11 protein-coding genes, 2 pseudogenes and 1 riboswitch are annotated in these 12860 nt (G+C 49.8%); of the genes and pseudogenes, 4 read left to right on the top strand and 9 right to left on the bottom strand.

All coding sequences use genetic code 11. The features are described 5' to 3' along the window. Positions 1-118 precede the first annotated feature (118 nt). Together MKQ70_RS18610 and MKQ70_RS18605 are read right to left on the bottom strand one after the other, a co-directional pair. Positions 119-532: a hypothetical protein gene (locus MKQ70_RS18610; protein WP_248073317.1), complete on the bottom strand. Its 414-nt coding sequence runs from the start codon at positions 530-532 to the stop codon at positions 119-121. Continuing rightward, positions 529-834, bottom strand: a complete 306-nt coding sequence (locus tag MKQ70_RS18605) for a hypothetical protein (protein ID WP_248073315.1) — start codon at positions 832-834, stop codon at positions 529-531. The genes MKQ70_RS18610 and MKQ70_RS18605 overlap by 4 nt, the downstream gene beginning before the upstream one ends. A 204-nt stretch (positions 835-1038) precedes the next feature. On the opposite strand from MKQ70_RS18605, the gene MKQ70_RS18600 reads away from it, so the two are divergent. Beyond that, positions 1039-1377, top strand: a complete 339-nt coding sequence (locus MKQ70_RS18600) for an OsmC family protein (RefSeq protein ID WP_248073313.1) — start codon at positions 1039-1041, stop codon at positions 1375-1377. A gap of 31 nt (positions 1378-1408) precedes the next feature. Here MKQ70_RS18600 and MKQ70_RS18595 read toward each other — a convergent pair whose 3' ends face one another. Further along, positions 1409-2647 (bottom strand): DUF2851 family protein, encoded by a 1239-nt coding sequence (locus tag MKQ70_RS18595; RefSeq protein ID WP_282457435.1) that lies wholly within the window; start codon positions 2645-2647, stop codon positions 1409-1411. A gap of 167 nt (positions 2648-2814) precedes the next feature. Beyond that, positions 2815-2929, top strand: a riboswitch (SAM riboswitch). Positions 2930-3078: 149 nt separating this feature from the next. On the opposite strand from MKQ70_RS18595, the pseudogene MKQ70_RS18585 reads away from it, so the two are divergent. The 3 genes and pseudogenes from MKQ70_RS18585 (at position 3079) to MKQ70_RS18575 (ending at position 6301) form a co-directional block, all read left to right on the top strand. Beyond that, positions 3079-4256 (top strand): annotated as a pseudogene (locus tag MKQ70_RS18585) (trans-sulfuration enzyme family protein). A 2-nt stretch (positions 4257-4258) separates the two neighbouring features. After that, complete coding sequence (locus MKQ70_RS18580; protein ID WP_248073309.1) at positions 4259-5440, top strand: homoserine dehydrogenase; 1182 nt, start codon at positions 4259-4261, stop codon at positions 5438-5440. Between the two features lie 69 nt (positions 5441-5509). After that, on the top strand, positions 5510-6301 hold the full coding sequence (locus MKQ70_RS18575) for a S1 family peptidase (protein ID WP_248073307.1): 792 nt from the start codon (positions 5510-5512) through the stop codon (positions 6299-6301). A gap of 32 nt (positions 6302-6333) precedes the next feature. On the opposite strand, the gene MKQ70_RS18570 is transcribed toward MKQ70_RS18575, so the two are convergent. The 6 genes and pseudogenes from MKQ70_RS18570 to MKQ70_RS38820 form a co-directional block, all read right to left on the bottom strand. Continuing rightward, complete coding sequence (locus MKQ70_RS18570) at positions 6334-7614, bottom strand: ATP-binding protein (protein WP_248073306.1); 1281 nt, start codon at positions 7612-7614, stop codon at positions 6334-6336. A 64-nt stretch (positions 7615-7678) separates the two neighbouring features. Further along, positions 7679-8122 carry a GNAT family N-acetyltransferase gene (locus MKQ70_RS18565; protein WP_248073305.1) on the bottom strand — a complete coding sequence of 148 codons (444 nt, stop codon included), beginning with the start codon at positions 8120-8122 and terminating at the stop codon, positions 7679-7681. Between the two features lie 305 nt (positions 8123-8427). Beyond that, a complete protein-coding gene (locus MKQ70_RS18560; protein ID WP_372490123.1) occupies positions 8428-9933 on the bottom strand; it encodes an arylsulfatase in 1506 nt (501 codons plus the stop codon). Beyond that, positions 9819-10130, bottom strand: a complete 312-nt coding sequence (locus MKQ70_RS42360) for a hypothetical protein (RefSeq protein WP_372489994.1) — start codon at positions 10128-10130, stop codon at positions 9819-9821. Before MKQ70_RS42360 ends, MKQ70_RS18560 begins: the two co-directional genes overlap by 115 nt. Positions 10131-10471: 341 nt before the next feature. Further along, complete coding sequence (locus tag MKQ70_RS38825) at positions 10472-11590, bottom strand: ribonucleoside-diphosphate reductase subunit alpha (RefSeq protein ID WP_282456594.1); 1119 nt, start codon at positions 11588-11590, stop codon at positions 10472-10474. After that, a pseudogene (locus MKQ70_RS38820) lies at positions 11482-12803 on the bottom strand (ribonucleotide reductase barrel domain-containing protein). Before MKQ70_RS38820 ends, MKQ70_RS38825 begins: the two are co-directional and overlap by 109 nt. Positions 12804-12860: the final 57 nt, after the last annotated feature.

Below are 12860 nucleotides of genomic sequence, written 5' to 3'. Positions count from 1 at the left end.
ACACAAAGTTACTTATTCCAGCGCTTTCCAAACTGTAAAGATAGATAAGCATTGAAAAAGAAGCGTTTAGGGTCATATTCGACCATAATTGGTACTTCTTTGGAGTAAATTTCGGCGTTTACACCCACTTCCGGGCGCTGATCACATCGTTAAAGCGTGCCCAATCGAACCGGAGGCCTGTTTTGGCGTGGAGGCCAGGGGCAAATTCCATATCGCCCCAACCTTTAAAGAAGCCGCCGCCGCCATAGATGAGCGTACGCTCCAGGAAACGGTCACGGTTTTCGGGCGTATATTTGGTGAGTTCACGGTTGTTAATGTCGTTGGCAGTCTCCATCAGGTCCGGGTAGTAAGGCTTCAGCAGGCCCAGGGACACGCCGCCGTAATAGATACCGGTTACTTCCACACCGTTTTTGTTGCCTTTGCCGCCGATCAGTTTGCGCTGTCCGGCCCCGAATTTCGCCTGGAAGAAGTTATTTTGTTTGCCATACACGTAAGGATTCGTATTGAACCAGCCAAAGTTGGTGGTGATCATATTGGTGGCACGGTCTTGCTTGGGATGCTTTTTCTCGGCAAATTCAAACTGGAAGTAATTGGTATTGGTGCGGGATTTTTATAAGCCAGTTCCGTGAAACCGCTCCAGCCATCGGTGTTGATACGGCCGCCCATTGAAAACTCACGGTTAAAAGTGTTTTCGCCCTCCTCTATTTCCTTGAAGATCGAAATCCGCTTCAGTTTCCTCTGCTCCTTTTCTTCCTTTCTGGTTTGTTTGCTGCTCTGTGCCTGCAAGGTACCTCCCGCGAGCAACAACAGTAAGATTAAGTATGATTTTTTCACAGTCGGGTGGATTATATTTTATTAAACGCGCCTTTACGTTTTATGTTTTACTCCTATACAAACATACATAAATTAGGGGCAAAACGTTGCCTGGATCTCCGTTTTTACCTTTATTTTGAGTTTTAAAACGTTAGTAAATGCAAACCGCAGAGATAGTATACAACGGCGAATTGAACAACTTCCACCCATGTACGGTCGGGTTCCGTGGTGGAAACGGACGCCCCGGTAGACAACAACGGCAAAGGTGAACGCTTTTCGCCTACCGACCTGGTTTCCAGTGCACTGGGCTCCTGCATGCTCACCATTATGGGAATCACCGCCCGCAATCACGGCTGGAACATCGACGGCACGAAGGTGAGCATCCTGAAAATCATGGGCACCGAACCGCGTCGCATCACCGGCATCAATGTAGAAATGACAATGCCGGAAGGGCATGGCCTCGGAGAAAAGGAGCGCACGATCCTGGAAAGGGCGGCGCTGACCTGCCCCGTTGCCAAAAGCCTTCATCCCGACATTGTACAGGACGTAAAATTCAATTGGTAAACATAGGGCCGCCCGTACAACGGGCGGCTTTTTAAGCTTTCCCCAGCAAATGTGCACCTACCGCGCAATCCAAACATCGCTTCTGATCGCAGTAATATCGTTTTAATTGCAACAGGGCCTGGGAATCTATTGCATTGTTACATCCCACGCCAATTTCCTCCCAGCCGCGGGTAGTCGCGTTGTCTTCCGCCTCCAGTGTTTCTATCAGCCGCAATGCCCGCATATGCAGGTGTGGCACCTGGTTGTGTTGTGCATACAGGTGCAGCAGGGGACAAACAGTATTGACCAACAGGTTGCGGATGGTCACGGCGCCAATGCCGCCGGGTTTATCCATGGATTTCCCGAACCGGTAGTGTTGTTGCCAGTAGGGCGATACCTGCACTGTAAACAGTTGGGTCATTTCTTCGGGCGTGCCCGCCTCGAGCAGCCGCGAAAACAGGTGATGGGTGTGGTGTACGAGCGCCGCCAGCGTGGCAATGCGCAGGGTAGGGAAGGAGCCTGGACGCATCCGCAAAAACTTCCACAGGTGCCCGGCCATGGGCTGCAATTTGTATTTATGCCGCTGGAACGCATATTCCTGGGCCAGTTTACGGGAATAGGCATCGGGCATATCGCCTGCAAGCAGGCCTGCCTGTCCGAAGAGGAGTGCTTCCAGCTGGAACAAATGCGGTTTGTGTTTGGCCAGTAGCAGGTGCGGGGTAATATTTGCAAGTTGCAGGAAGGGCGTTGCGTTTACAGGCATACCTAAACCCTGCGCCACCGCACGGTAACATACTTCTTCCCAGTTATAGCGGGTTTGCTCCAGCCATTCGCGGAATACGCCAGCCTTTGCCTCCCAGCGCTCCGCCAGCATGCGCTCCTTCCATCCCTGCCAGATCAGCGGCGATGCTTGCCGGGCCAGGCCCGCGCAGGGTACAAAGGCCTGGTCGCGCATCAGGCGTGCGTAACGATGCAGTAAAAACTTGGGAATCCGGTCCTGTAGCTCTATGCAGGGAATGGATGGCAGTTTTTCCGGTGGGGTGTCCTGCTCAAATACCACGTGCAGCACCACGTTGTTGTAGTTCGGATCTTTATGGTGCCGGTGTTTGCGCCAGCCCGAGGTTTGCAGGTGCAGTTCCACATTTCCCGCCCAAAGGATGTTGCCCACTTTAATGAGCGCGCCGGAAAAATCGGGCCCTGTATCGCGGTTGAGCATCCCGGGTTTGATAATGCGTACCGGCTCGCCGGTAATGGTGGTCAGGTCGTGCTGTTGAAAAGGCCTGCCTGCCAGATATATTGCAGCAGGGCTTCGGTAAGTACCGGGTTAACAATGGTTTCCATATCTTCTTTCGCTTTATCAAGTTTACGTTTTTCTTCTTGTTCTAAAAAATTCCTCCCACTCCGATTTGGAAATATGCTTTATACTCCGTTAACTTTGCAGCGCAGTTCTTAAATATTTACTTATCCAGAAAGGCAGAGGGTACTGGCCCTGCGAAGCCTTAGCAACCATTCCGGAGTAATTCGGGAAAAGGTGCTAATTCCGGCCCTGGTTCACACCGGGGAAAGATAAGTTGGCAGAGATTTTAATTTATCGCACTATAAATGCATAAAGCTCTTCCAACGCGGAAGGGCTTTTTTATGCCCCTACGCTCCCGCCGCTACGGATAATTTTTTATTCAGGAACCCCGATTTCGTAAATCATACCAATCATTTCAGCCGTTTATGAAACCATCCACACAATTGATTCATAGTATTCCGGTAGACGAACTGACCGGCGCCATTTCGGTGCCCATCTATCAAACGTCTACTTTCGTACAGGAGTCGCCCGGCATTAACAAAGGGTTCGAGTTTTCGCGCGCCAATAACCCCACCCGTAAGGTGCTGGAAGATCTGATCTGCGGCCTGGAAGAAGGGTACGCGGGCTTCGCGTTCGCCAGCGGTATGGCAGCTATCGATGCCGTACTTAAACTGCTTAAAACCGGCGATGAGATCATGGCAGTGGAAGACACTTACGGGGGCATCTTCCAGATTTTTCATTCGATGTTCGAACGCTTCGGCATCAAGGTGAATTTCGTGGACACCACCGATACCGATAAGGTATTGGAGAAAATCACCCCAAAACTAAAATCATCTGGCTGGAGTCGCCCACCAATCCTACGTTAAAGATTTCCGATATTAAATCGATCGGCAAAATCGCGAAGCAGCATAATATCCTGCTGGTAGTAGATAACACTTTTTCCACCCCGCTGCTGCAGAAGCCCATCCCCTTGGGTGCCGACATCGTGGTGCACAGTGCATCCAAGTACCTGTCCGGCCACACCGATGTGATCGCTGGCCTCGTGGTGGTAAACAACAAAGTGCTGGCCGATCAGCTGAAATTCAACCAGAACATTTCCGGTAGTATTCTTAGCCCCTTTGAAGCCTGGCTTACCATCCGCGGTATCGAAACACTGTCGCTGCGACTCGAAAAGCAATGCGCCAATTCACTGGCCATTGCCTCGTGGCTCAACGAGCATCCCGCAGTGGATAAGGTGTTTTACCCGGGACTGGCCACGCATAAAAACCATCACATTGCGCGTAAGCAGCAGAAGGGGTATGGCGGCATCGTAACTTTCTCTTTAAAGGATGATCACATTAAAAATGCGATCCGCATCGTGAACAGCACCAAACTCTTTAAACTGGCCGAAAGTTTTGGCGGCGTAAAAAGTATGCTGGCCCACCCGGTAACGATGACGCATCGCATTATACCCGAAGACTTCCGCCGCAAAGCAGGGGTGCAGGACAGCGCCATCCGCCTGTCGGTAGGCATCGAAGATGTAGAAGATTTGATCAACGACCTGAAACAGGCCTTAGATAAATTAAACCAACCATTAGGAAAACAAATTACTGTATTACAATAAGTATGGAAAAGAAAATCATTAATCTCGGTATTTTCGGATTTGGCGTAGTAGGCCAGGGCTTATACGAAGTGTTGAACAGGACGAAAGGCATCAATGCCCGTATCAAGAAAATCTGTATTAAAGACCCGAATAAACCGCGTCCTATAGACGCCAGCTATTTTACCACTGATCCCAACGATATTCTCGACGATCCTACCATCGATGTGGTGGTAGAGCTGATCAACAACACGGAAGATGCGTATACCATTGTAAGTACCGCGCTGCGTAACGGCAAGGCGGTAGTGAGCGCCAGCAAACGTATGATCGCGGAAAACCTGCCTGCACTGTACCAGCTGCAGGTAGAGAATAAAGCGCCGTTCCTGTACGAAGCATCCAGCTGCGCAAGTATTCCCATCATCCGTAACCTGGAAGAATACTACGATAACGACCTGCTGAATGCAGTGGAAGGTATCTGTAACGGCTCTACCAATTACATCCTCACAAAAATATTTGAAGATAACCTGAGCTTCGATGTGGCGCTGCAACAGGCCCAGGAACTGGGTTTCGCAGAAACCGATCCTACGCTTGACATCGAAGGGCACGATCCTAAATTTAAGATTGTCATTCTTTTGCTGCACGCTTTCGGAACCTTTGTGAAACCGGAAGAGGTGTACAATTTTGGTATCAGTCACCTAAACGATTTCGATATCCAGTTTGCGAAGCAACGCGGCTGCACCATCAAGCTGATCGGCTCCTGCCGCCGGTCTAACGGCCACGTAAATGCCTACGTGTTGCCGCACCTGATCAGGGAACACAACCTGCTGTATGATGTGTACAACGAGTACAACGGTATCCTGCTCGAAAGCGCATTTACCGACAAACAGTTCTTCGTAGGTAAAGGTGCGGGTGGTACCGCTACCGGCAGCGCTGTACTGTCCGACATCTCCGCACTGTTGTACAACTACCGCTACGAATACAAAAAGATTATCCAGAACAACTCGCCGATTTTCACGAACGACGTACAGTTGAAAGTATACCTGCGTTACAAAACACCGGACCAGGTAGACCTGTCGGCCTTCTACAACATTTCTGAAAAGTATGAATCACCCAGCTACCGCTATGTGGTGGGCGTGATTAACCTGCAGAAGTTGAAAGACGCGGCGTGGTTGAAAAATAAAGATGTGAATTTGTTAGTGTTAGAATAGTTAGTGAATGCAATTCAGTGATAGAAAGATCCGGTTGAAAGGCCGGGTCTTTTTTTTATTTTTAGGGAGATGAAAAAACTGCTTTTCTTTTTACTGCTTGCCAATGCAGCGTTTGCCCAACAGGTAAGTTATCCCAGCCGTTCGAGTCTGCTGGTGCGTATTTTCGCCGATACGGCGTATCTCGGCAGCGCCACCGGTTTCGTGGTCGAAGTCAATCATAAAAACTATTTCATTACGAACTGGCATGTGGTGACGAACCGCGAGTACAATGCTTATGGCAGACCGTTGATGAGCAGTCATGTGCCGGACAGGCTCTGGATCTTCTTCAATAAAGATACCGCAGGCAATTTTAAACAGGTGAAGCTGCCTTTACACGATGCGAGTGGAAAGCCCCTTTGGCGCGAACTGAGACATAACGATACGATGCTGGCCGACATTGTTGCAATCCCACTTCCCGCCATGAAAGAAGTAAAATACTTTCCCGTAAACATCGGCGCGCAATTAGAGAAATTCCAGTTGAGGGCGATGGATAATGTGATGATCGTCGGGTTTCCATTCGGACGAAGATCTGTCGGTTTCTTCCCCGTGTATAAACAGGGAACGGTAGCCTCTGAGCCTTATTTTGATTATGATGATAAGCCAGTGGTGCTGATCGATTCCAATACGAAGCCGGGCATGTCGGGTTCGCCGGTGTATGCGCATATCGATGATTATTATACGTCGACAGGGGAGCGTTTACGCCTGGCTTATCCGGTGGATCAATTTATCGGTATTTATGCGGCACAGGAAATGTTGCCCGAACTTGGTGTTGTCTGGAAAGCGCCATTCATTTACGAACAGTTACAGAAAATGTTTCCATAAAAAAAAGCCCGGAGAATGGGAGCTTTTTCATATTATTTTTCCTTATGCAACGCACCCAATAACTGTTGCGTTTCTTCCGACGTCAAGTTGATCGTTTGCCCGATCAGCTCAACGATTTGCGGCCTTTTACCGGCGTCCAGCAACAAGTTGATCAGCCCGATGCTCAGTTTTTGCTGCTCCTTGTTCAATCCCTGGAAGGTTCTGGGCTCAATGCAATACAGCGCTTTTACGACCGATATCAGTTCCGCTTTCCGCGCCTGGTCCTGTTTGTTGTTTTTGAATTCGGGAATAGCGCCGGTTTTCTCGTAGGTCTCAATGAGTCTTATCGCCGCTTCGCCCTGTACAAACTCTTTTTGCTTGGTGCGGACAATGTCATGCAACTTACTCATCAACGTTTTGAAAACGTTGTTATGCTTATTGTTCTCGAATAAATTCTGCGAGTGTTGCTCGTCGTGCGCATTGAACCGGTCGAAGTAGCGCGACTCTACGTATACGCTGTGGTTAAAGCCGATAGCGTTATTGTTGAAAGAGGTAAGGTCTTTGAAGATTTCCTTTTGCTGGGAGTTCAGGAAATAGAAATAGAACTTATCACCGATCTTTTCTTTCCACCTGACAAAAGTAATTTTGAAGATGTTGTCCTGCCCGTCCGCACCTTTTATAGCGAAAACATGCACATCTTTTTCGATGATGATATCTGAATAATCAACAGGCACATCGTTTATTTTCAGCTGGTATTCCTTTTCCTGGTTCAGCAGGAGGAACCAGCCGAACTCTCTTGCGAGATAGCTTTTGAATGCATCCGCCTGGAAAGAAAAGCCGGTCACATCGAACAGGTCCGTGATCGTTACCGTGGTGCCGGTCGCTGTGCTGGCAGATGTTTGCTGATGTTGCGGTTCGTAAAAGTCTTTGGAGTTCCCGGAGATGGTGATATCATACTCCACATGTTTGTTCGATTTGGCATCGAAGTAAACCGTTTCCCAGATGGCTTTGCCACCGAAAGCAACAAAGGAAAATCTACCCCTGCCTTTGTTCCCTTTGATGTTGGAAGAAGACTTCTGGAATGTTTGCCTTTTAATGGAATCGTTAAAGTTTCCGAAGGTATTGGCCAGCAATGATGCGTCGATGCCGGAACCGTTGTCGCGGATAGAGAGACTGTTGATGGAGCCTATTTCATTGGTGTCAAAAATGAGTTCAACCGTCGTTGCCGCCGCATCAAATCCGTTCCAGATATATTCTGCAACTGCTTCCATGTAATCTTTGGCTAATCCGGACGATTGAATGCCGCTATCGGTAACTGAAACTTTTTCCTTCATCGGGGACAATATTTTAACAGAGCGCTAGTTACTAATTTTTTTAGTAGCGATGAAATCTAATTGTTTATAACGTTTTCAACATCCACACATTACAGGCGTAATGCCCGGAGTTGCCCAGTGCGGCGTCGAGATAGGTAAAACCTGCTTTTTCGTACATGCTTACCGCTTTGGTCATTTCGGGGAAAGATTCGATGTAAAGATGCGTATAACCTAGTTGCCTAGCTGTTTCGAAAGTGCGCTCCATGAGTTCGCGGCCCAGTCCTTTGCCACGGGCTTCTGCGGCCAGGAAAAAGCGTACGAGCTCTCCATGACCATCAGGCAGTCCGGCCGTCGGGAATACGCCGCAGCCGCCCAGGATAAGGCCATCTTCTTCGGCTACACAGTAGGGAGCCGGGCGTTTGAAACAGCGTAAATAAATCGTCCGTAGTAGGATCGGTGTAGGCGGTACCTTCTTTTGGTACGTCGAATTCGGAGATGCCTGCGCGAATGATCGCGGCGAGGCGGGCATTGTCTTCTTTGCGTATGTTCCTGTAAATCACGCTGCAAATATACATGGTATTATATTCCCCCTGTTCTCTACCTCTTCACCATGCTTTCACCATGTCTTCACCATGCTTTGAAGATGCTTTGAGGCTTTTTGATAAAATACTATCAGCCCACACTATTTCCTCCATCCTGGACAACTTTTCCTCCATCCTGGCAAACTTTTCGGCGGGACGAGGGTGTATTTTTGCATGGTGAGGAAAGAAAAAGCCGCCGAAGTGAGTGACAACACAACGGCGGCTGATCGAGGTAAAATGTTGGTGCAATATTTTAATTCCTGCCCGGTTTCGGAAACACGTTGTGGGTATTCGCCCAGTCGCGCCACAGGGCGGCGAGTTCCTTCACTTTTTCGGGATGTTGTGTGGCCAGATTTTTCATTTCTGTGCGGTCGGTCGCGAGGTTGTATAGCTGCCAGGTGGTGTCGTTGCTGAGGCTCACCAATTTCCAGTCGCCCTGGCGCGCATAACGGGCGCCGAAGTGCTCGTTGAACAGCGTCGCATGACCTGCCGATTTTTTGTTATAAAACGATGGCGTTAAGCTGATGCCGGTTGTCGGTGTAATCGCCTGTCCATTGTAGTTTGATGGGTATTCAGCGCCCGCCAGTTCCGTGAACGTCGCCATAAAGTCCATCACATGGCCGTTCTGCGCACTGTAACCGCCCTTTGGCGCTTTGATGCCTTTGGGCCAGTAGGCGATGAGCGGGGTTTTTACACCACCTTCGAAGCTCTCGGCTTTCCAGTATTCATAAGGTGTATTCACGACGTTGGACCAGCGTTGTCCTAAGGAACTGTAGGTTGTCTGGGGACCGGGCATCACCTCTTTTTTAGTGGCGTAGACAATCGGCCGTCCATCGCGGGTTTCGCTGGGCCGGTCAAAGCCGGGACCATAAGCCGCACAGTTTTCCGCGCTGGCGCCATTGTCCGACAGGAAGAGGATGAGCGTGTTATCGAGTTCGCCCGTCTGTCGCAGGGTTTCTATGATGCGGCCAATGCCCTGGTCCATGCGGTCCACCATTGCAGCGTGAACGGCCATGGCTTCCGCATCCCAGGTTTTGTCGGGGTTGTTTTCCCAGGACAGGTCGCTTTTCCAGCGGGGCGAAAGTTTGGTGGTGTTGGTATCGATCAGGCCGAGTTTGGCCATCTTCTCGTAACGCGTTTTGCGGATCGCGTCCCAACCCGCCGTGTAGGTGTTTTTGTATTTTGCAATGTCTTCCGGCAACGCCTGTAACGGCCAGTGTGGCGCGTTGTGGGCGATGTACAGGAAAAACGGCTCCTTTGATTTCGAATATTCACGGATATAGGCTACCGCAGTGTCATTGATCGCATCGGTGTGGTAATAATCCTTCGGCACGGTGTTGATCGGCTGCGTGCCGCTCACCAGGCTGAACGGATCAAAGAAGTCGATCACTCCCCAGATGGTACCGAAGTACTTCTCAAATCCGCGCTGTGTCGGATACTGTGCCAGCGGGGAAAACCGGTCGTGCTGTGACTGGTGATTCAGCCACTTCAGTTGTTCCTGCGGTGTGGATTGTACCAGGGTGTTGGATACGTGCCATTTGCCTGACATTGCCGTGTGGTAACCGGCAGATTTCAGTACCTCCGCCAGCGTAACCGCATTGCTTTTAATGGCGCCTTCGTAGCCCGGCGCATTTTCGCGCTCGCTCATTTTACCAATGCCCGCCTGGTGGTTGTAAAGCCCCGTAAGCAAAGAAGCGCGGGTAGGGCAGCAGCGCGAGGTGTTATAAAACTGCGTGTAGCGGAGGCCGTTATTGGCCAGGAAGTCCAGTTAGGCGTGTGGATTTCGCCGCCATAACAGCCAAGGTCCGAATAGCCCAGGTCATCGGCCAGGATGAGGATGATGTTAGGGCGGGGCGCTTTGGGTAATGGTGGCGTGTTATCCGTTTTCCAGGATAAGGCGGCCGCGACACAGGCGCCTGTCATCAAGGCGGCCATGGCCATTTTCATGTGTTTCATGGTTACTAGTTTTTTTCTTCTTTCAGGTAGTGTGTCTCTAATATAATCGATTTATGGCACAGGAGGGTAGTTTATGGGCAGTTCAGGTTGATATTGGTTTTCATCCCGACATTTATAATAGCTATGGACTGTTGTTGATGCCCTTTGTTGTTGTTTCGGTCTGTAAGCACAAAGATGCTGCCGGCGAAAAGTTAAGTTTTTCCTGCGATTAAAGCCTTAATATGAAAGCAGGCAGGTAAACAAAAAGGCCGCCCTGTGAGGCGGCCTTCATTGAATGGTTATAGTAAGATAGTCTTATGCACTGCAGGTAACACACCCTTCTTCCATCGTACAAACCGCGCCTACCGGAACGTCCAGTTCCTCTGTTTTTCGGCGCCGCCTTGTTGGATAACCGGCTGCATCTGCTGACCGCCTTGTTTTTCCACCGTGAACTGTACCGCTTGTGTAGCAGCCTGTGTGCGCAGGTAGTACATGCCTGTTTTCAGACCCTGTTTCCAGGCGTAAAAATGCATGGAAGTCAGTTTTGCCGCAGAAGGGGTATCCACGAACAGGTTGAGCGACTGGCTCTGGCAAATGTACGCGCCACGGTCGGCCGCCATGTCGATGATCGTACGTTGTTTGATTTCCCAAACGGTTTTGTACAGCTCTTTCAGTTGAGAAGGAATCTGCTCGATTTTCTGGATTGAACCGTTGTTAGCAATGATCTGGTTTTTCATATCATTATCCCACAGGCCCAGGTCTACCAGGTCTTTCAGCAGGTGTTTGTTTACAATTACGAACTCACCGCTCAGTACGCGACGGGTGTAAATGTTGGAAGTGTACGGCTCAAAACACTCGTTGTTACCGAGGATCTGGGAGGTAGATGCAGTTGGCATCGGCGCTACCAGCAGGGAGTTGCGTACACCCGATTTTTTCACTTCCGCTTTCAGGGAAGCCCAGTCCCAACGCGCGGTGGGTGTTACGCCCCACATGTCGAACTGCATAATGCCTTTAGACAGCGGAGAGCCGGGATAAGTTTCGTAGTGGCCGTCTACCGCCGCAAGATCTTTGGAAGCTGTCATGGCTGCAAAGTAGATCGTTTCAAAAATCTCTTTGTTCAGCTGTTTTGCTTCTTCGCTCTCGAACGGATAACGCATCAGGATGAATGCATCAGCCAGGCCTTGTACGCCCAGGCCCACAGGGCGATGGCGCATGTTGGAGCGGCGTGCTTCTTCAACCGGGTAGTAGTTATTGTCGATGATTTTGTTCAGGTTCAAAGTCGCCTGGTACGTTACTTCGTATAACTTCTGGTGGTCGAATTTACCGTCGATCACGAAGCGTGGCAGCGCCAGGGAAGCCAGGTTACATACGGCTACTTCATCGTGAGACGTGTACTCGATAATCTCTGTACACAGGTTGGAACTTTTGATTGTACCCAGGTTCTGCTGGTTGGATTTGCGGTTAGCAGAATCTTTATACAACAGGTAAGGTGTACCGGTTTCGATCTGTGCATCCGGATAGCGAACCAGAGGTCCTGCGCTTTTACGGTTTTGCGCTGGCGGCCTTCTTTTTCGTATTGTTCGTACAGTTTTTCGAATTCTTCACCCCAGCTGTCGGCCAGTCCCGGTGCTTCGTGCGGACAGAACAAGCTCCAGTCGCCATTTGATTCCACACGTTTCATGAACAGGTCAGATACCCACAGGGCGTAGAACAGGTCACGGGCACGCATTTCTTCCTTACCGTGGTTTTTACGCAGGTCCGGAATTCAAACACGTCGGCATGCCACGGTTCGAGGTAAATGGCGAAAGCACCTTTACGTTTACCACCGCCCTGGTCTACGTAGCGTGCAGTGTCGTTAAACACGCGCAGCATCGGGATGATACCGTTAGAGGTACCGTTGGTGCCGCTGATGTAAGATCCTGTTGCGCGGATATTGTGGATGCTGAGACCAATGCCGCCGGCGCTCTGGGAGATCTTGGCGGTTTGTTTCAGGGTATCGTAAATGCCGTCGATACTGTCGCCCTGCATAGTGAGCAGGAAGCAGGAAGACATCTGCGGTTTAGGCGTACCGGCGTTGAAGAGGGTAGGCGTCGCATGTGTAAACCAGCGCTCACTCATCAGGTGGTAAGTTTTGATCGCAGATTCGATATCTTCTTTATGGATACCGACAGATACACGCATGAACATATGTTGCGGACGCTCTGCGATTTTACCATCTGTTTTCAGCAGGTAAGAACGCTCCAGCGTTTTAAAACCGAAATAGTCAAAACCGAAATCGCGGTCGTAAATGATGGTAGAGTCCAGCAGTTCCGCGTTTGCGTTGATGATCTCGTATACATCGTCAGCGATCAGCGCGGCAGATTTGCCGGTTTTCGGATCGAGGTATTCGTACAGTTTTTTAACCGTCTGGCTAAAAGACTTGATCGTATTTTTATGCAGGTTGCTCACCGCGATGCGGGAGGCCAGCAGCGCGTAGTCCGGGTGTTTGGTGGTGAGTGAGGCGGCAGTTTCCGCAGCGAGGTTATCCAATTCGCTGGTGGTAACGCCATCATACAGGCCCTGAATTACTTTCTTCGCAACGTCAACAGCGTCCACATATTCAGGCGCAAGCCCATAACAAAGTTTCTCGACACGCGCAGTGATCTTGTCAAATTTTACGGATTCTTTCTTTCCGTCTCTTTTTATAACAAACATATGCTCGAATTTATTGGGTGGTTAATTATAGTCTGATGTAAGCAGATGTATTCAAAA

The organism is Chitinophaga sedimenti, assembly GCF_023156195.1.
Taxonomy (GTDB): Bacteria; Bacteroidota; Bacteroidia; order Chitinophagales; family Chitinophagaceae; genus Chitinophaga; species Chitinophaga sedimenti.
This window is presented reverse-complemented; position numbering and strand designations above follow the sequence as displayed.